This is a genomic window from Tatumella citrea, assembly GCF_002163585.1.
Classification (GTDB): Bacteria; Pseudomonadota; Gammaproteobacteria; order Enterobacterales; family Enterobacteriaceae; genus Tatumella; species Tatumella citrea.
Genome location: NZ_CP015579.1, coordinates 122822 through 142674, shown reverse-complemented (window position 1 = coordinate 142674; position 19853 = coordinate 122822). Strand labels below are relative to the sequence as shown.

Genomic DNA, 19853 nt, shown 5'->3' with positions numbered 1-19853 from the left:
AATAAATTTCCATTACTATAAATACACGACCAGTCACAGTGAGACATTATTTTTATTTACCCCTGTTGACTGGTTAACATGGCCAGCCAGTGTCCGGGTGTCTGTTTCATACAATTTTTAAACATGTTGATGAATGCCGTCGCAGAATCATAACCTAAGCGGGAAGCCGTTTGCTGAACACTCTCACCTTCCAGCAAATATTCTATTGCCAGAATCAGCTGTAATTGCTGTTTCCAGCGGCGAAAATTCATTCCAGTTTCGCGAATCACTAACCGTGATAAATTACGCTCGCTCATCCCCAGAGTGGCAGCCCAGTAATGCTGAGACTGCATATTTTCCGGAGTCTTTCTCATAAATTCCACCATCCGCCGCAGACGTTTATCCTCAGGATAAGGAAGGTAGTACTGGTTATTTGGTGTTTGTGGCAGTTGATCGAACAAAACCTGAACCAGTCGCTGTCTGGCGGCATCATCCGGCTGAGAGACAGTGGTGCACAGATGGAGAATAACTTCTCTCACCAGAGCTGGTAGTGCCAGGGTACAGCAATAATCCGGCATTACTGTCGCATTTGGTTCAATGAAGACAAAGCATAATCGTGCGTTCCGGGTGACATGATTGGAGTGTTCTATTCCTCCCGGAATCCACAGCGCATAATTTTTCGGGACACTCCACAATGCATCCATAACACGGCAGGTGACCCCACCATGCAATGCCAGAATCAGCTGGCCTTTGCGATGGCTGTGACGCGGGGACTCACTCTGATTATCTGAACCAGCAATACGAAAAGCAGTCGCAGGTGAATGATCTTCATTAGCATTGTATCCATCAAGCATTAATTCAAATTGCATAATCTGTCCGAATTCAGCGATTGATTGTCAATTTAGCCTGATTTAACACAGCCGGGCAACGGCTATTATGGCTGTAACTGATAGTGTGACTGACAGAGGCTTCTTTTGAATAAAACGACTTCTACCTTGCTACTGGCAGGTATTTTTCTGATTGCGGGGTGTCTGCGGGTAACTTTTACCGGCGTATCTCCATTACTCCATCCGATAGCGCAGTCGTTCTCGCTGAGCGATGTGAGTATTGGTATTCTTACTACTCTGCCCCTTCTGGCATTTGCCATTATCTCCCCTTTGTCGGCAGGGTTGGCACATCGCTTTGGTGCTGAACGGGTACTTTTTGCAGCCCTGCTCATCATTCTTCTGGGGATTGTTTGCCGTTCTCTGGGTAGCGTATTCACACTTTATCCAGGCACCGCCATTATTGGTTGCGGTATTGCTTTAGGGAATGTGCTATTACCCTCTCTGGTAAAGCGTCACTACCCGCAACGAGTCGCTGAGGTCATTGGTAAATATTCGTTGGTTATGGGGCTGTTTGCCGCGGCAGGTTCTGCGGCAATGGTTCCTTTAACTCATCTTGGCATTGGCTGGACGGGTGCATTGCTGACGTTGGGTATTTTCCCTCTGGTCGCTCTGATAGTCTGGCTACCTCAGTTGAAGGCTTCCGCACCTGCAGCTGTGGTCGCCGGAACAGGCAATGCCCACCATCTGGTGTGGCGATCAAAAATCGCCTGGCATGTTACGTTATTCATGGGTTCTAACTCACTGATTTACTATGTTATTGTCAGCTGGCTTCCGGCGATTCTGACGGCTCAGGGATATAGCAACGAACAGGCAGGATCGCTGCATGGTTTAATGCAGTTAACTTCAGCTATTCCCGGTCTACTGGCTGGTATTGCACTGCGCAAGCTGAAAGGCCAGCAAGGTATCACCGTGATTCTGGTATTGCTGTGTACCCTGAGCCTACTTGGGCTGCTCATATTTCCCGGGCTATCAGGGCTCTGGGTATCGCTATTTGGCTTTAGCTGTGGAGCAGTCATTATTCTTGGCCTGACATTTATCGGGTTACGCTCCGGTTCGGCATTACAGGCGGCAGCACTCTCCGGCATGGCCCAGTGCGTTGGTTATCTGTTGGCGGCGTCAGGACCACCTCTGATGGGGAAATTGCACGATTTGTCCGGTAACTGGCACTCGCCACTGATAATTCTGATATTACTGTCATTGCTGATGGCTTATTTTGGTTATAACGCGGCACAACACAGGGCTCTGGACCATCACTGATAATTGCCGGGCGCGGAGAATCCGTGCCCTGGCAGCCACGCCGTAACCCGATGGATTCTGACGATGGCAACTTATTCTTCTGTTACCTTTTGTGCATATCCTATGCCGGTTCGGTTCAGTAGCTCCGCTAAATATCCGTAATGTGAGCCTATTCTCATGTTATGGGGTAAATACACAAAAATCGGCCTGAAATCACATCCATTTTAGTTATCCTGCACATAGCTCCTTCAGGCTAACAATGCCAGAATAAATCCCACGATTTCAGCATTTCTGCTTCTGTTTTGTCATGTGGTGCGGTGCATATCCTTAGCAATTTTTCGCTGTAATTTTTATTCTGCACTGCCGGTTTTTGCCTTGTTCATTATTACCCGCTGCGCTGATACCGCGACGATAAGCCACCTGTCCTGCATTGAACCCGGAAATCTTAATCGCGGCAGGCATAGAAAATTAAGTAATCTGAAATTTAACGATTAAACAGCGTTTAACCAGTTGCCTGAAAAGGTGCAGACAACGGTACCATGGTTATCGTGGCCGCTTTATTGTGTGGCTATCAGGTCTGAGAAAGGATGACGATATGAATACCAGAACTTTTGTTTTAGCCCCGGACTCCTTCAAGGAAAGCATGACAGCAAAGGAAGTTTGTGTGGCTATGGAACGTGGTCTGAGAGCTGTTTACCCGGATGCCCATTATATTCATGTTCCTATGGCAGACGGAGGAGAAGGCACAACACAATCTCTGGTTGATGCGACCGGCGGCACACTTTTTACAATGACAGTAACCGGCCCTTCCGGCACACCAGTCGAAGCCTCTTATGGTATCAGCGGTGATGGTTATATCGCTATTATAGAGATGGCTTCAGCCAGTGGTATTCAACATACCCGGGCGGGTGAGCGTAATCCTTTGCAGACCACAACTTATGGTACTGGTCAGCTAATCCGCGCCTGTCTGGACAAAGGTATCCGACAGATTATCTTAGGGATTGGAGGAAGTGCGACCAATGATGGCGGAGCCGGGATGGCAGAAGCACTGGGAGCAAGGTTTTATGGTAAGGATAATCAGCAACTACCCGCCGGAGGTGCTGCCCTTGGCGCACTCCAAAGGATTGATGTTTCAACACTTGACCCTCGCCTGTCGACAGTAAATATCCTGGTGGCCTGTGATGTCACGAATCCTTTATGTGGCGAGCAAGGAGCTTCCGCTATTTTCGGTCCTCAGAAGGGAGCCACTCCGGAAATGGTCAGGCTGCTCGATCATAATCTGGCCCATTACGCGCAATTAATTCATCAGCAACTGGGTAAGGATATTGCCAGCCAGCCTGGTGCGGGTGCAGCAGGAGGCCTGGGGGCCGGCTTACTGGCATTTACCAACTGTGAACTCCGTAAGGGCATTGATATTGTTCTGGAATATAGTGGGTTACGGCAGCACCTTTCTGGCGCCGATTACTGCTTCACAGGTGAAGGCCGCATTGATCATCAGACTCGTTTTGGAAAAACGCCATTTGGGGTAGCGCAAGCGGCAAAAGCGGTCGGTGTTCCGGTTATCGCGGTTGCAGGAAGCATTGGTAGTGGCACAGACGTACTCTATGACAAGGGAATTGATGCCATTTTTGGAATTATTCCGCAGGCCGATAATATCGATAATTTGCTCTCCAGTGGGCCTGAAAATATCCAGCGTACCTGCGAAAATATCGCAAGATTGTTAAAGCTGTCGGCAGTCTGACAGGTAATATGGGGCAGTTAATCTGCTTCGGATAATAGCGCACACTGGTTAGTTAAGAGGTCTGAACCACTCATTATTCAGGCTACAAAGATAAAACAGGAGGCAATGTCGCCTCCTGGATGCATCATAAAAGCTTATTTTAAACGGGCAGAAATACTGGCGACCCTGGTGCCATACTGGCGTGCAGTAGCCAGATCACCGGAAGGAATAACATCAGCTCCGGCATCAGAAGGTGACTGGATTAATGGCCCGGCAGACCCTCCCAGATTATTGAGATCTTCACGGGTTGCAGCAGAAGTATTAGCAGGCAGCAGACCCAGACTCACCCAAATCCCGCCATGTTGTGCGGCCAGCGTCTGGAAGAAAATCAGGGTGTTTTGCTTATCCCCGTTCAGGCTGGCACTGTTAGTGAAACCACCAAAAACTTTATCCTGCCATTGGCGGGTAAACCAGGCCTTCGAACTGGCATCGGCAAACTTTTTGAACTGCCACGGAGCACTTCCCATATAAGTTGGTGCACCAAAAATAATAGCATCAGCACTGTTCAGCTTTTCCCAGTCCTGCTCAGTAATTTCACCGTTGTTATCGATAGCGATTAATCCGGCCTGAGCCCCATCAGCAACACTCTCAGCTACTCGCTGTGTATGACCATAGCCTGAAAAGTAGACGACATAAATACCTGACATGTAAACCTCTCTGTTGAGTTAACCGCCAGACTTGCACGGTAATTATTCAGAATACTTCGTTGTCTATCATGGGCGGTTTTTGATGAATAATCACCCCCCTGTTATCTGATAAACCCCTGTTGAATAGTAAAGCTGATCATGAACATGGTCGTAAAAGCAGCCGTTTCCTCTGTGATACTCATCGCACAGCAAAGTCCTCACAACGCACCATACCGGTTCAATATTTTCAGGTACGGCCCATAAATGATAATAGAACCGTCTCACAAATAAAAATAAGCATATGAAAATAAATATTTTTTAATCCTGCCGTTTGTGAATGGTATGAAATTTGCACACCTGGTATACCAGTGGTAACCCTGAGGGAAATTTTATGGGAAATGATGCTTATTCACGCTTGCGTCAGATGATTATCGATAAGGAATTGCAGCCAGGAGAAGTGCTTTCGGAGCGAGGAATCTCATTGCAGTTCGGTGTAGGCCGAATGCTGGTGCGTGAAGCTATTCGTATGCTGGCTCAGGAAGGGTTGCTTGAAGTTTCTCCGATGCGAGGCACTTTCGTTCGTCAGCTTTCACTGACTGATTTACAGGAAATTCATGAAGTCAGGCTGGCACTGGAAGGTATGGCGGCCAGTCTTGCCGCTCAAAAAGGAAACCCTGACAACCTGATGGCAATTGCCAAAAAAATGCGCCAGTTACTCAGTCAACCTTATCCCGATACTGCACAAGCACAGGAACTGGGTTGGCAGTTTCATGATGAGATGTTTCGGATGACCGGCAATCTCAGGCTGATCACGATGTACGCCAATCTGCGTTTACAGAGCGGTCTGGTCTTGCAGGGAATTAAGAATTATGACCCGGAACGTACCCGCCGGGCGATTAAAGAGCATATCGAAATCATTGAATGTATTTGCAATGGTGAAGCTGAAATCGCCCGGCTGAAAATTCAGGATCACCTGCAGGATGCTATGAGCACCCGACTGATGATGCTTATCACCCCTTAAATTTACCGGAGAATACTCAATGCAACACGCTCAACTTCCCGCCAGGAAGTCGCTGAGGAAGCGTTTCCCCCTCCCCCTGCAAATGCTCTGTGGTCTGATACTTGGTGCACTCACTGGTCTGCTTTTTCCCAGTTTTTCCTCGACCCTTCAACCCGTGGGCACGGCTTTTATTCAGGCTGTAAAAATGATTGTGGTTCCGTTGGTCTTTACTGCAATCACTCTTGGCATTTGTCAGATGGGTAAAAAAGTTGGTCAGCTCGGTAAGGTCTCGCTGATCAGTATGATTTATTTTTTTGCTGCAACAGTGGTTTCGGTCATTATCGGACTGGCCCTCAACCAGATTTTTCACCCCGGCGCAGGGGCTGATTTGTCCCAACACGCTTCCCTGCCCGCACATATTGCGGTTTCAGTGGACTGGACGAAATTCTTCCTCGATATGATTCCGTCCAACATCGTTGTTGCTATGTCCGGAGGGAATCTGTTACCCGTGCTGGTCTTTGCAGCCTTATTGGGTGTGGCTTTAGCCGTTACCGGTGACAGAGCTAAACCTTTGATCGATGTATTAGATGCATTGATGGGCGCTGTGTTTAAAATTACAGACTGGATCATTGCCCTGTCTCCGGTCGCCATTTTCGCTATCATCTCATGGTTGCTGGCCACTAAAGGTGTCGGAACCCTGATAGCTCTGGCAAAACTGGTTGGTGTGATGTATCTGGGACTGGGAATTTTATTACTGGTATTTGCACTGCTACTGTTAATGATAGGTGAGCGACCGGTCAAAGCATTTCGTGAGGTAAGTGAGCCTTTCTTACTGGCTTTTGCCACACGCTCTTCAGAAGCAACCTTGCCCTTGCATATTGAAAAACTGATAGCTCACGGGGTCCCCAAAAGCATCGCGTCTCTGGTCCTTCCACTTGGCTATGCCTTTAACAGAGATGGCTCAATCCTCTATTTCGGTCTGGCTGTAGGCTTCCTGGCCGATGCTTACCATGTGGCATTAAGCTGGCCAAATCTGCTGTCAATCATCATTGTTACCACTCTGGCCAGTAAAGGCAGTGCAAACGTGCCTTCTGGTGGGCTGGTTGCCGTGGCAATGGTCCTCAGTACTATAGGCGTTCCCATCGAAGCTCTGGCGGTAATTGCCGGGGTAGATGCATTTCTGGATATGGGAAGAACGGCTTTAAATGTCATTAGTAATACTGTCGCCGTTAAACTGGTTATGAAATGGGCTAAACCGGAAAGTAGTGAAGAAGTTTCTGAGTTTCAGCCTCTTAACACATCACAGGAACACCAATGATTGATTTACGTAGTGATACCGTTACTTCACCCACAGAGGCAATGTGGCAGGCGATGAGAGAGGCCACTCTGGGTGATGATACTCTGGAAGGAGACCCAACCGTTGCCCGACTGGAAACTTTAGCGGCTAAACTTACCGGCAAGCCCGCCGCATTATTTGTCACCAGCGGCACTATGGGTAACGTTATTTCAGCGTTAACTCATAATCAGAGAGGCGGTCTTGAGGCGATTGTTGATAGCCAGGCCCATATGCTGCTTTCTGAAGCGGGGGGCTTATCTTGCCTGGCAGGTCTGTTTTGTAACGCTATCACCTCTCACCGTGGAGAGATGGACCTGCAACAGCTCAAAATTAAACTGCGTGGGAGTTATTCCCGGTACGGAGGCCCGACAGCATTAGTCTGTATGGAAACCAGCCACAACCACTCGGGAGGCAGCGTATTGTCTAATGACTATCTGCATGAAGTATCACGCCTCAGCAGAGAATCGGGGGTGCCGGTTCATATTGATGGAGCAAGAGTCTGTAATGCTGCTGTCGCCAGTGGCCGATCCCTGGAAGAAATAGCCTCCTGTGCAGACAGTATCACCTTTTGTTTATCTAAAGGGCTCAGTGCACCGATGGGTTCTGTACTTGCAGGTGATGAAGCATTTATTCAACGAGCCAGGACATTCCGAAGAATGGTCGGTGGAGGATTACGACAGGCTGGAATTATGGCCGCTGCCGGTATTGTTGCACTTGAACAAGGTATCCCGCGACTGGAAGAGGATCATAAAACAGCACAAATGATCTGGCAGGAATTACGACACTATAATCCATCGCTGGTCAGCGAGTTTCCGCCGCAGACCAATATACTGCAGGTAACTCTGTGCACCGAAAGTCAGGATGAAACCGAACAATTTATCCGCAAACTGGAGCGGAATAATGTGCTGTGTCGTGCAGCAAGGCCTGGCGTTCTCCGTCTGGTGACTCACCGGCATATCAACCTGCAACAGGTCCCACAGATTGTTGCGGCTTTCAGGCACTGCCTCGAAATGTCACACTGATGCATCAGTCTGCAAAAGCTGATTGCAGGCTATCTTGTCCGCCGGAAGGAGTCTGACTCTTTCCGGCTGATTTATCCCGATTTCCGTTATTCAGCTTTCAGACGATGATAATGGCGGGCAATTTCTCCGGGAGTTGTCAGCCAGAATTCATTCTGTCGCAACATCAGATCAGTCAGCGTTTTCTTTAACCGGTAAAAACGGAAGGGTTGTCCAACAATATAAGGGTGCAGAGCAATTCCCATCACCTGAGGAGAAAATTTACTCCTTTCCAGCAATTCTGCAAACTGATCCTCAATCATCTGGCAGAAGGTGTCGATCGAGGTTCCGTTCGGGATGATTGTAGGTATATCGTTGATTTCCTGAGGATAAGGAACCGAAAGTAGCTCTCCATGACCGGTATTCATTGTGACAGGTTTATCATCATGGGCCCAGTTAAGGGTATATTCGAAATCATGTTGCTTCAGCAAATCCGGCGTATCATGACTTTCAGATATCCAGGGTGACAGCCAGCCGGAAACTTTTTTCCCCTGGTAGCTGCTCAGTTGTTGCTGACAGTAACTGATCAATCTGGATTCATCTTCTAAGCTCAGATCACCTTGTCTCTGCGAATTTGTATGGCCGTGACCAATCAATTCGCTGCCCGGCAATGCAGTCCAGCGTTGTAGCAATTCCGGGTAATGTTCCAGCAGTGAGGTATTGGCGATGACTGCCGGCGGTATTCCCAGCCGTTCAAACAGGTCAGCCAGATGCCAGCCTCCAACGCGATTTCCGTAATCACGCCAGCTGTAATTCAGAATATCCAGTGAGTTTGCAGCTTGCGATATTTTGGCCCCCTCTGTACATCCAAAGGAGAAATGCTCAAGGTTCATCGCAACATAGACCGCAAGGCCTTTTCCTTCCGGCCAGCTAAATGACTGTGACTCTCCACCTGTAGAATCATAACGGCGATGCTCATTTAACGTCAGTATAAGGTCAGCTTTCTGTGTCATAGTGCAATGTCTTATCCGGTCAGTGAAAATAGAGATAATTAAGCAATCACTATGCCAGTCTGTCAGGACGATGAGCAACAGACTTTAGCGATTATGAACGCATACAGATAGTCAGAGTGGCAGGACAATCACGGACGGGTCGTTTATTATGGCAACAGATAAGTTCAGGGAGACTCTAAAATGCGCATTCTCGGCATACTATTTTTTACGATCATACTGGCTGCCTGTGCAGCTAAAAAGCAGAAACCACAGGAAACCGTAGTGATTCATAACGGGGATTGTTCTGCGAGTAAGCAAACTATCAGCTGTCAGTGGCAGGATGTCCCGGCTAATAATATGCATTAATTTCCTGCCCAGAGCTCTCTTTCTGAGGCTGCTGAGTCAGTATTAGCTATGATTAATCAGGAATTATTCGTTTGCCGATAATCTCTGCAAGCTGTTGCTTGTCGATTCAGAGCTACTGCACAGAGCTACTGCATTGTATCGCTGCTTCTGCCAGGGTAGCCCTCGCAAAACCAGCGGCGCAGTAGCTTTTCACTGTGCCGGTCTGTTGTCTGATGAACAGTTTTCGGAAGTACAAATGCAAAAAGGCCATCCGTCAGGATGGCCTTTCTGTCTTGTTGGATGCCTGGCAGTTGACGGCTCACTCCGTGAACCGCCCTCCGGGCCGCTGCCGCAGGCAGCGTTCAGAAGCTCTGCTTCTGTCCTGCTCCCGCCCGGGGAGACCCCACTCTGCCACCGGCGCTGCGGCGTTTCACTGTGCCTGTTTGTTGTCTGATGAACAGTTTTTGGAAGTACAAATGCAAAAAGGCCATCCGTCAGGATGGCCTTTCTGTCTTATTGGATGCCTGGCAGTTCCCTACTCTCGCATGGGGAGACCCCACACTACCATCGGCGCTACGGCGTTTCACTTCTGAGTTCGGCATGGGGTCAGGTGGGACCACCGCGCTCTAGCCGCCAGGCAAATTCTTGTGCCGTGTCCTGTGTCTTTTTCACTGATACTGCGTTGACTGCCTTTGTGCTGTTCAGTCACATACTCATGTATGCTCCTTCTCATCACGCAGTTGCCGCCTTGTCTCAGCGCAAAATCCTTCGGACGTTCGTCCGCAGAACACTGCTAATTTTTTAATTTAACTATCAGGAACTCGCTGAAAATTCTTTTGCGTCTCTGCAAAACGCCTCTGGCGTTGTAAGGTTAAGCCTCACGGGTCATTAGTACCGGTTAGCTCAATGCATCGCTGCACTTACACATCCGGCCTATCAACGTCGTCGTCTTCAACGTCCCTTCAGGACTCTCAAGGAGTCAGGGAGAACTCATCTCGGGGCAAGTTTCGTGCTTAGATGCTTTCAGCACTTATCTTTTCCGCACTTAGCTACCGGGCAATGCCATTGGCATGACAACCCGAACACCAGTGGTGCGTTCACTCCGGTCCTCTCGTACTAGGAGCAACCCCCCTCAATTCTCCAGCGCCCACGGCAGATAGGGACCGAACTGTCTCACGACGTTCTAAACCCAGCTCGCGTACCACTTTAAACGGCGAACAGCCGTACCCTTGGGACCTACTTCAGCCCCAGGATGTGATGAGCCGACATCGAGGTGCCAAACACCGCCGTCGATATGAACTCTTGGGCGGTATCAGCCTGTTATCCCCGGAGTACCTTTTATCCGTTGAGCGATGGCCCTTCCATTCAGAACCACCGGATCACTAAGACCTGCTTTCGCACCTGCTCGAACCGTCACTCTCGCAGTCAAGCTAGCTTATGCCTTTGCACTAACCTCACGATGTCCGACCGTGATTAGCTAACCTTCGTGCTCCTCCGTTACTCTTTGGGAGGAGACCGCCCCAGTCAAACTACCCACCAGACACTGTCCGCAACCCGGATGACGGGTCTACGTTAGAATATCAAACATTAAAGGGTGGTATTTCAAGGATGGCTCCGTACGAACTGGCGTCCGTACTTCAGTGCCTCCCACCTATCCTGCACATCAAGGCTCAATATTCAGTGTCAAGCTATAGTAAAGGTTCACGGGGTCTTTCCGTCTTGCCGCGGGTACACTGCATCTTCACAGCGATTTCAATTTCACTGAGTCTCGGGTGGAGACAGCCTGGCCATCATTACGCCATTCGTGCAGGTCGGAACTTACCCGACAAGGAATTTCGCTACCTTAGGACCGTTATAGTTACGGCCGCCGTTTACCGGGGCTTCGATCAAGAGCTTCTCCTTGCGGATAACCCCATCAATTAACCTTCCGGCACCGGGCAGGCGTCACACCGTATACGTCCACTTTCGTGTTTGCACAGTGCTGTGTTTTTAATAAACAGTTGCAGCCAGCTGGTATCTTCGACTGGCTTCAGCTCCGGGAGCAAGTCCCTTCACCTACGCGCCAGCGTGCCTTCTCCCGAAGTTACGGCACCATTTTGCCTAGTTCCTTCACCCGAGTTCTCTCAAGCGCCTTGGTATTCTCTACCTGACCACCTGTGTCGGTTTGGGGTACGATTTCGTGTTACCTGGAGCTTAGAGGCTTTTCCCGGAAGCAGGGCATTTGTCACTTCAGTACCGTAGTACCTCGTCATCACGCCTCAGCCTTAAGAAGTTCCGGATTTGCCTGGAACCTCAGCCTACACGCTTAAACCGGGACAACCGTCGCCCGGATGACATAGCCTTCTCCGTCCCCCCTTCGCAGTAACACCAAGTACAGGAATATTAACCTGTTTCCCATCGACTACGCTTTTCAGCCTCGCCTTAGGGGTCGACTCACCCTGCCCCGATTAACGTTGGACAGGAACCCTTGGTCTTCCGGCGAGCGGGCTTTTCACCCGCTTTATCGTTACTTATGTCAGCATTCGCACTTCTGATACCTCCAGCAGACCTCACAGCCCACCTTCAACGGCTTACAGAACGCTCCCCTACCCAACAACACATAGTGTCGCTGCCGCAGCTTCGGTGCATGGTTTAGCCCCGTTACATCTTCCGCGCAGGCCGACTCGACCAGTGAGCTATTACGCTTTCTTTAAATGATGGCTGCTTCTAAGCCAACATCCTGGCTGTCTGAGCCTTCCCACATCGTTTCCCACTTAACCATGACTTTGGGACCTTAGCTGGCGGTCTGGGTTGTTTCCCTCTTCACGACGGACGTTAGCACCCGCCGTGTGTCTCCCGTGATAACATTCTCCGGTATTCGCAGTTTGCATCGGGTTGGTAAGCCGGGATGGCCCCCTAGCCGAAACAGTGCTCTACCCCCGGAGATGAATTCACGAGGCGCTACCTAAATAGCTTTCGGGGAGAACCAGCTATCTCCCGGTTTGATTGGCCTTTCACCCCCAGCCACAGGTCATCCGCTAATTTTTCAACATTAGTCGGTTCGGTCCTCCAGTTAGTGTTACCCAACCTTCAACCTGCCCATGGCTAGATCACCGGGTTTCGGGTCTATACCCTGCAACTTAACGCCCAGTTAAGACTCGGTTTCCCTGCGGCTCCCCTATACGGTTAACCTTGCTACAGAATATAAGTCGCTGACCCATTATACAAAAGGTACGCAGTCACACCATAAAGGTGCTCCCACTGCTTGTACGTACACGGTTTCAGGTTCTTTTCACTCCCCTCGCCGGGGTTCTTTTCGCCTTTCCCTCACGGTACTGGTTCACTATCGGTCAGTCAGGAGTATTTAGCCTTGGAGGATGGTCCCCCCATATTCAGACAGGATACCACGTGTCCCGCCCTACTCTTCGAACTCACGATGTGTGCATTTTCATGTACGGGACTTTCACCCTGTATCGCGCGACATTCCAGACGCTTCCACTAACACACACACTGATGATGGTTCAGGGCTGCTCCCCGTTCGCTCGCCGCTACTGGGGGAATCTCGGTTGATTTCTTTTCCTCTGGGTACTTAGATGTTTCAGTTCCCCAGGTTCGCCTCGTTAACCTATGAATTCAGTTAACGATGATGCACTGAGTGCACCGGGTTTCCCCATTCGGACATCGCCGGCTGTATCGGTTCATATCACCTTACCGGCGCTTTTCGCAGATTAGCACGTCCTTCATCGCCTCTGACTGCCAGGGCATCCACCGTGTACGCTTATTCGCTTAACCTCACAACCCACAGACGTCTTGCAACGACTATGAATCGTAAAAGTTTTTGAGAGACTCTGAATAACTTTCGTCATTCATTGTTTTCAAATTTTCAGCTTGTTCCGGATTGTTAAAGAGCAATATCTTAAACATGACTCGTAAGTCATCTTTAAGATAATTCGGTCGGTGACTTTCACTCACATACCAGCAAGTGGCGTCCCCTAGGGGATTCGAACCCCTGTTACCGCCGTGAAAGGGCGGTGTCCTGGGCCTCTAGACGAAGGGGACACTGAAGTCTGCTTCGGCAAGACGCCTTGCTCATACTTTCTATCAGACAATCTGTTGTGGACACTTCACGGGAACGTATCTTCAGGTAAGGAGGTGATCCAACCGCAGGTTCCCCTACGGTTACCTTGTTACGACTTCACCCCAGTCATGAATCACAAAGTGGTAAACGCCCTCCCGAAGGTTAAGCTATCTACTTCTTTTGCAACCCACTCCCATGGTGTGACGGGCGGTGTGTACAAGGCCCGGGAACGTATTCACCGTAGCATTCTGATCTACGATTACTAGCGATTCCGACTTCATGGAGTCGAGTTGCAGACTCCAATCCGGACTACGACGCACTTTATGAGGTCCGCTTGCTCTCGCGAGGTCGCTTCTCTTTGTATGCGCCATTGTAGCACGTGTGTAGCCCTACTCGTAAGGGCCATGATGACTTGACGTCATCCCCACCTTCCTCCGGTTTATCACCGGCAGTCTCCTTTGAGTTCCCGACCGAATCGCTGGCAACAAAGGATAGGGGTTGCGCTCGTTGCGGGACTTAACCCAACATTTCACAACACGAGCTGACGACAGCCATGCAGCACCTGTCTCAGAGTTCCCGAAGGCACCAAAGCATCTCTGCTAAGTTCTCTGGATGTCAAGAGTAGGTAAGGTTCTTCGCGTTGCATCGAATTAAACCACATGCTCCACCGCTTGTGCGGGCCCCCGTCAATTCATTTGAGTTTTAACCTTGCGGCCGTACTCCCCAGGCGGTCGACTTAACGCGTTAGCTCCGGAAGCCACGCCTCAAGGGCACAACCTCCAAGTCGACATCGTTTACGGCGTGGACTACCAGGGTATCTAATCCTGTTTGCTCCCCACGCTTTCGCACCTGAGCGTCAGTCTTTGTCCAGGGGGCCGCCTTCGCCACCGGTATTCCTCCAGATCTCTACGCATTTCACCGCTACACCTGGAATTCTACCCCCCTCTACAAGACTCTAGCCTGCCAGTTTCGAATGCAGTTCCCGGGTTGAGCCCGGGGATTTCACATCCGACTTGACAGACCGCCTGCGTGCGCTTTACGCCCAGTAATTCCGATTAACGCTTGCACCCTCCGTATTACCGCGGCTGCTGGCACGGAGTTAGCCGGTGCTTCTTCTGTCAGTAACGTCAATGCATAGCCGTATTAAGACTACACCCTTCCTCCTGACTGAAAGTACTTTACAACCCGAAGGCCTTCTTCATACACGCGGCATGGCTGCATCAGGCTTGCGCCCATTGTGCAATATTCCCCACTGCTGCCTCCCGTAGGAGTCTGGACCGTGTCTCAGTTCCAGTGTGGCTGGTCATCCTCTCAGACCAGCTAGGGATCGTCGCCTAGGTGAGCCGTTACCCCACCTACTAGCTAATCCCATCTGGGCACATCCGATGGTGTGAGGCCCGAAGGTCCCCCACTTTGGTCTTGCGACGTTATGCGGTATTAGCTACCGTTTCCAGTAGTTATCCCCCTCCATCAGGCAGTTTCCCAGACATTACTCACCCGTCCGCCACTCGTCACCCAAGGAGCAAGCTCCTCTGTGCTACCGTTCGACTTGCATGTGTTAGGCCTGCCGCCAGCGTTCAATCTGAGCCATGATCAAACTCTTCAATTTAAAGTTTGATTTGCTTAAACGAGTTAAGCGATGCTCAAGTGTAAAACACTCATAATGAATTTCATTATGTGTTCACTCTTAAGACTTGATATTTTTTACGTCCGGAGACGCTGATATCAATCCTGCGAGTGCCCACACAGATTGTCTGATAAATTGTTAAAGAGCGTTGCAACTCAACCGTTTAGGTTGTCGCTGCGAGGTGGCGTATATTACGCTTTTCACCTCAGGAGTCAATCACTATTTCGTGATTTTTTCTCCGGACCGAATCGCTTCAGTCCCTGTCACGCCTTGGCGCATCGCGCTTTACCGTGTCAGTGGGAGCGCATTATAGGGAGATAATTTTTTCTGACAAGGGTTTATTTTAAAATAATTACTGAATGGCGTTTTTTTATGCCGATCGCCGTACAATTCAACGATAAATGTATGGTTAGTAATCTTTTTGCGCTAAAACTCCCAAAACTGTGAGATGCACTGGCAGCGAAAAAGCGGCATTGAAGGATAATGGCTGGCATTTTACCCCACCAGCCAGCTGCTGGTTTTTAGGGCCAGACGTCATCAATATCAGGAAAAAGGGTATTTTTCAGGATGAGCATGTCGATGTTAATAAATAACGATGAGGGAATTTCAGTTATGGCCGTAAATCCGTTACGCCCTTTTGCCGGTATCTTTCCACAAACCGGAACGAATGTGATGGTAGATCCCTCCAGCGTAGTCATTGGTAATGTTGTGATTGGTGATAACACTAGTATCTGGCCATTAGTCGTTGCCCGGGGTGATGTAAACCGAATAGAGATTGGCTCGCGCACAAATATCCAGGATGGTTCAGTTTTACATGTCAGCCATTGCTCAGAGAAAAATCCGCAAGGACACCCTTTACTAATAGGCAATGATGTTACTGTCGGACATAAAGCCATGCTTCATGGCTGCACTATTAAGGACCGGGTGTTAGTTGGTATGGGATCGATTCTGCTGGATGGAGCTTATATAGAAGAAGATGTAATGATTGGGGCCGGTAGCCTGGTGCCTCCGGGTAAGCGGCTGACCAGTGGTTATCTATATCTGGGCAGCCCGGTAAAACAGATCCGCCCGCTGACTGAAGAAGAAAAACAAGGGCTGCTGGTTTCTGCAAAAAATTACGTAAAGTGGAAAGATGACTATCTTTCAGAGGATAACCAGAACCATCCATCCTGATCATCATGATCAGCAGCGATGACCGACTCCATCTCTTCTTCTATATCCCAGCGATATTCACGGAACAGATCTAATGCAGGGCCATCGCCAAATCGCCGATACAGTTCTGTTGCGCTGACAGCACACTGGAGCTGCATGCCATTAGACAGCGCCGGAAAACATACCGCTTTCCGGACGTCATCCCATTCTTCACGATCAGGGAACTGAATTGACTGGTTCATGACTTCAGAGACTGACTGACAGCTTCAGTTACCGGTCCAATTTCCGGCATCACACCATGCCAGAGAAAGAATGCATGTGCCGCCTGTCCCACCAGCATTCCGACACCATCAGCCAGACTGGTAACACCATGCTGGGCTGCCAGAGAAAGAAACGGTGTTTTTCCTTGTTGATAGAACATATCGTAGCAGTGAGTATTTGCGGTAAAGATACTCCCTGGTAACGCAGGCACTTCACCTGTGACTCCGCTGGAAGTTGCATTAATAATCAGATCATAGTGTTGATCTAACTTACCATGCTCACTGGCCAAAATAGTCCCTGCATGCTGGTAAGTTTCCACCAGCGTTTCAGCTCTGGATAAAGTGCGGTTGGTTATCGTGATCCTGCAGCCGAATGCCAGTAATGGCAAAATAACGCCTCTTGCTGCACCACCAGCGCCGACCAGGAGAACATGAAATTGCGGAGTAATCATCTGCAGGCGTTGCAAATCATTCAGCAAACCGATTCCGTCAGTATTATCACCGAGCAATTTCCCGTCAGGCAGCAATTTGAGCGTATTTACCGCTTTGGATAATGACGCTCGTTCAGTCAGTTCATCAGCCATTGCACAAGCATCCTGCTTAAAGGGTAAGGTCACATTGGCCCCCTTCCCCCCCTGGCGGAAAAACTCTTCCACGATCGGTTCAAATTCTCCGAGAGGAACAAGAACCCGCCCGTACCGATGCTCAATGCCCGTTTGCATGGCAAACAGCTGATGAATAAATGGTGATTTACTGTGATTTATCGGATTGCCAAAGACAACAAACGGTTCCATTTTCTACCCCTGCCGGACAAGCTCACCGGTAATGACGTTACGGATCTCAGAAGGATTATTTCTCCCGCCGGTGACTCCACGCAATACAGGAAAATCAGCACCAAACTGGCTGATAACTTCCTCTACATTCCGGCAGGGCTCCTGACCGGACAGATTTGCGCTGGTTGAAACCAGAGGTTTACCAAAAGAAGCACAGAGTTTTTGAACATCAGGATGATCACTGACTCTGATTGCCAGAGAATCAAATTTACCGGTCAGCCAGCGAGGAGCTGCGGATGGCACAACAAACGTCACGGGCCCCGGCCAGTGGGAAAACATGCGATCCCGCTGTTCTGCAGTCAGATCTTCATCACGGATATACGGCATCAGTTGCTGGTAACTGGCTGCAATGAGTATCAGGCCTTTTTCTACCGGACGCTTCTTAATTGCCAGCAGTGCCATTACCGCCTGCTCACTGTCCGGATCACACCCCAAGCCAAACACTGCTTCAGTAGGATAAGCAATAACTGAATTTTTGCGTAATTGCTCAACGCAACGCTGTAAAGACTCTGATACTGAATCGCTGGACATAGTAGATGCTATTCTTCCTGGTTATCTTCGGGAACAGGTTTCCCGCATAATTTATTGGCGCAGATTAAACGCGTTCCCCTGGCTGTCTTCTTTTCTGTTAACAACGGAAAATGACAGGTCAGACATTCCCCTGCAACCGGGAGTGTATTTAAGGCAAATTGACAATCAGGGTATCGACTGCAGGAATGAAAAGACTTCCCGTAACGGGAACGGCGCTGGACTAAGGTCCCCTGATAGCACTGCGGACAGGCAATACCGGTTTCATCTGGCTGATCAATAGTCTCAGTATGAGGACACTCCGGATAATTACTGCAGCCGATAAACATTCCATATCGCCCCTGCCGCAGCGCTTTATCAGCTCCACATTCCGGACAGGCAATACCTTCCAGAATTTTAATAATATGAGCATCGTTCCGTGGTCCCAACGGACGAATATACTCGCAGGCAGGGTGTGCAGAACAACCTGCAAACGGACCATGTTTACCTGAACGTATAACTAACTCTGCCCCGCAGACGGGGCAGTTTTCCTGATGACGCACAGCAAACAGTGCTGTTTTATTCATAATTTGGCTACACAGAAGACAATATCAGTGCAGGATACTGTCATTGGCATCGAAAAGTAACTCTTCCATTTGCTGATAAGCATCCTCACATCCCGGAATGTTAAACAGTACCATCAGCACAACCCATTTAAGATCATCAAGCTCAAATTCCTGGGTATCGAGAGCAGTGACACGTTCTATCACCATTTCACGAGTTTCCAGGTTCAACACCTGAACCTGCTCAAGGAATAACAAGAATCCACGGCAGTCAGCATCCAGTTTCCGGCACTCTTCTTCAGTGTAGATACGCATTGATAGCGGATCACACACCATCTGGATCGGTTCTACCAGTCCTTCCTGATAATCCGCCAGTTTCTCAAGCCACTTTAACGCATTCGCAATATCTTCCTGATCAAAACCGGCTTCGGTTAAATCATCTGTCAGCCTGTCCTGGTCAACCTGCGAATCTGCCTCGGTATGGATATAGGTCTCAAACAAGTACATAAGTACGTCGAACATGGCATGCCCTCCTTAAACGGACATAGCCGCCGGGTACAGCTGCGATCCATCCTGCTAACTCCAGTTCTAACAATATGGCTGCAATCACTGGCACAGGTTGGCCGGCACGTTCAGCGACGACGTCAACAGGTGTAACCTCATCTTCTACGTTAGCCAACACACCAGCAAATGGCAATGGAACAGTGCCATACTCTGACGAATTTATTTGTTCAGAGACCGAAAACCGCAACGAATGATAACCAATCTGCAAATCTTCCAGGATGTCATTCGGGTGAGAGACCAGTAAAGCACCTTGCTGAATAAGCCAGTGCGGACCTTCACATTCAGGTTTCGCAACCGGTCCCGGCAAAGCATAAACATTTCGGTTTTGCTCGAGAGCGTAGCGAGCAGTAATCAGTGAGCCACTTTTCATCCGGGCTTCAGTCACCAGAACCCCCAGACTCAGGCCACTGATAATACGGTTACGACGAGGGAAATGACCGGGATGTGCCGTCGCATTCAAAGGGAATTCAGAAACGAGAGCCCCGCCTTGCCTGATAATCTCACGGCTGAGTTCCCGATGTTGTCGGGGGTAGATATTTAGCAACCCGCTACCTAACACAGCAATGGTTTTACCACCTGAAACTAAAGCGGCACGATGTGCCACACTGTCAATCCCTAATGCCAGCCCACTGGTGAGGGTAAAGCCGCTAACAGAGAATGCTCCGGCAAAAAAGTCAGTCCAGTGCTGACCATAGCGGCTACATTGCCTGCTTCCAACAATAGCTATCTGCGGGGATGAAAGTACTGCCGGGTCACCTGCAACAAACAGATACAGCGGGCAACCGCTGGCTTCGGCCAACAAACGTGGATAGCAGGGATCATTGAGGGTTAAAAAATGATGCTCATCTGCTTCAAGCCATTTACGGGTAAGGGTAATCTGAGACGTATCACTGTTCAGAAACTGCCGGCACTGCTGGTCAGAAAACGACATTGATCGTAAGAAAGAGTGCGTCACTGTCGTCTGCTGTTCCAGACGGTTAGCCACTTCGACTCTCAGGGAATATTTCAGTCCGTGAACCGCACCAAGGCGCAGCCATTTTTCCATGGTATCCACATGCAGCTCCTTCTGCCTGTCGCTTTTATCCCGCCTGCAATACTGTCAATCGCTTAA

Annotated in this window: 15 protein-coding genes, 1 tRNA gene and 3 rRNA genes; 6 read left to right on the top strand and 13 right to left on the bottom strand. The window is 49.5% G+C overall.

What is annotated here, in order from left to right:
* Positions 1–56: 56 nt before the first annotated feature.
* On the bottom strand, positions 57–848 hold the full coding sequence (locus tag A7K98_RS00825; protein ID WP_087486853.1) for an AraC family transcriptional regulator: 792 nt from the start codon (positions 846–848) through the stop codon (positions 57–59).
* Between the two features lie 105 nt (positions 849–953).
* On the opposite strand from A7K98_RS00825, the gene A7K98_RS00820 reads away from it, so the two are divergent.
* Together A7K98_RS00820 and A7K98_RS00815 are read left to right on the top strand one after the other, a co-directional pair.
* On the top strand, positions 954–2123 hold the full coding sequence (locus tag A7K98_RS00820; protein ID WP_087486852.1) for an MFS transporter: 1170 nt from the start codon (positions 954–956) through the stop codon (positions 2121–2123).
* A 574-nt stretch (positions 2124–2697) separates the two neighbouring features.
* Positions 2698–3843, top strand: a complete 1146-nt coding sequence (locus tag A7K98_RS00815; protein ID WP_087486851.1) for a glycerate kinase — start codon at positions 2698–2700, stop codon at positions 3841–3843.
* A 134-nt stretch (positions 3844–3977) separates the two neighbouring features.
* Here A7K98_RS00815 and A7K98_RS00810 read toward each other — a convergent pair whose 3' ends face one another.
* Positions 3978–4529 carry a flavodoxin family protein gene (locus tag A7K98_RS00810; protein ID WP_087486850.1) on the bottom strand — a complete coding sequence of 184 codons (552 nt, stop codon included), beginning with the start codon at positions 4527–4529 and terminating at the stop codon, positions 3978–3980.
* Positions 4530–4899: 370 nt separating this feature from the next.
* Between A7K98_RS00810 and A7K98_RS00805 the strand changes: the two genes are divergently transcribed.
* Genes A7K98_RS00805 through A7K98_RS00795 form a run of 3 tightly spaced genes read left to right on the top strand, consistent with a single transcriptional unit; the run spans position 4900 to position 7866 of the window.
* Entirely contained in the window at positions 4900–5529 is a 630-nt protein-coding gene (locus A7K98_RS00805; protein ID WP_087486849.1) for a GntR family transcriptional regulator, read from the top strand.
* A 19-nt stretch (positions 5530–5548) separates the two neighbouring features.
* The gene (locus A7K98_RS00800) at positions 5549–6826 is read left to right on the top strand and encodes a dicarboxylate/amino acid:cation symporter (protein ID WP_198361125.1); all 1278 of its coding nucleotides are present in this window, start codon (positions 5549–5551) and stop codon (positions 6824–6826) included.
* Complete coding sequence (locus tag A7K98_RS00795) at positions 6823–7866, top strand: threonine aldolase family protein (RefSeq protein ID WP_087486847.1); 1044 nt, start codon at positions 6823–6825, stop codon at positions 7864–7866. The genes A7K98_RS00800 and A7K98_RS00795 overlap by 4 nt, the downstream gene beginning before the upstream one ends.
* 86 nt (positions 7867–7952) lie before the next feature.
* Here the strand turns inward: A7K98_RS00795 and A7K98_RS00790 are convergent, their stop codons facing one another.
* The 5 genes from A7K98_RS00790 to A7K98_RS00765 form a co-directional block, all read right to left on the bottom strand.
* The gene (locus A7K98_RS00790) at positions 7953–8855 is read right to left on the bottom strand and encodes a polysaccharide deacetylase family protein (protein ID WP_087486846.1); all 903 of its coding nucleotides are present in this window, start codon (positions 8853–8855) and stop codon (positions 7953–7955) included.
* Between the two features lie 846 nt (positions 8856–9701).
* Positions 9702–9817, bottom strand: a 5S ribosomal RNA gene (rrf, locus tag A7K98_RS00780).
* Positions 9818–10046: 229 nt separating this feature from the next.
* A 23S ribosomal RNA gene (locus A7K98_RS00775) occupies positions 10047–12950 on the bottom strand.
* Between the two features lie 191 nt (positions 12951–13141).
* Positions 13142–13217, bottom strand: a tRNA-Glu gene (locus A7K98_RS00770).
* Between the two features lie 86 nt (positions 13218–13303).
* Positions 13304–14845 (bottom strand): 16S ribosomal RNA (locus A7K98_RS00765).
* Together the 16S, 23S and 5S rRNA genes with 1 tRNA gene alongside form the textbook arrangement of a ribosomal RNA operon.
* A 597-nt stretch (positions 14846–15442) precedes the next feature.
* Between A7K98_RS00765 and A7K98_RS00760 the strand changes: the two genes are divergently transcribed.
* Positions 15443–16036, top strand: coding sequence for a gamma carbonic anhydrase family protein (locus tag A7K98_RS00760; protein WP_407703131.1), 594 nt, complete (start codon positions 15443–15445; stop codon positions 16034–16036).
* Here A7K98_RS00760 and A7K98_RS00755 read toward each other — a convergent pair.
* The 6 genes from A7K98_RS00755 to dprA are packed head-to-tail and all read right to left on the bottom strand — an operon-like array spanning position 16000 to position 19796.
* Positions 16000–16257 carry a DUF1488 family protein gene (locus A7K98_RS00755; RefSeq protein WP_087486844.1) on the bottom strand — a complete coding sequence of 86 codons (258 nt, stop codon included), beginning with the start codon at positions 16255–16257 and terminating at the stop codon, positions 16000–16002. The two genes, A7K98_RS00760 and A7K98_RS00755, sit on opposite strands and share 37 nt — an antisense overlap.
* Positions 16254–17069, bottom strand: coding sequence for a shikimate dehydrogenase (gene aroE, locus A7K98_RS00750; RefSeq protein ID WP_087486843.1), 816 nt, complete (start codon positions 17067–17069; stop codon positions 16254–16256). The genes A7K98_RS00755 and aroE overlap by 4 nt, the downstream gene beginning before the upstream one ends.
* Before the next feature lie 3 nt (positions 17070–17072).
* Positions 17073–17639 carry an L-threonylcarbamoyladenylate synthase type 1 TsaC gene (gene tsaC / locus A7K98_RS00745; RefSeq protein ID WP_087486842.1) on the bottom strand — a complete coding sequence of 189 codons (567 nt, stop codon included), beginning with the start codon at positions 17637–17639 and terminating at the stop codon, positions 17073–17075.
* Positions 17640–17647: 8 nt separating this feature from the next.
* Positions 17648–18202 (bottom strand): DNA topoisomerase family protein, encoded by a 555-nt coding sequence (locus A7K98_RS00740; protein ID WP_087486841.1) that lies wholly within the window; start codon positions 18200–18202, stop codon positions 17648–17650.
* 24 nt (positions 18203–18226) lie between these two features.
* The gene (gene smg, locus A7K98_RS00735; RefSeq protein WP_038016655.1) at positions 18227–18700 is read right to left on the bottom strand and encodes a DUF494 family protein Smg; all 474 of its coding nucleotides are present in this window, start codon (positions 18698–18700) and stop codon (positions 18227–18229) included.
* Positions 18672–19796: a DNA-protecting protein DprA gene (gene dprA / locus A7K98_RS00730; RefSeq protein ID WP_087486840.1), complete on the bottom strand. Its 1125-nt coding sequence runs from the start codon at positions 19794–19796 to the stop codon at positions 18672–18674. Before dprA ends, smg begins: the two co-directional genes overlap by 29 nt.
* Positions 19797–19853: the final 57 nt, after the last annotated feature.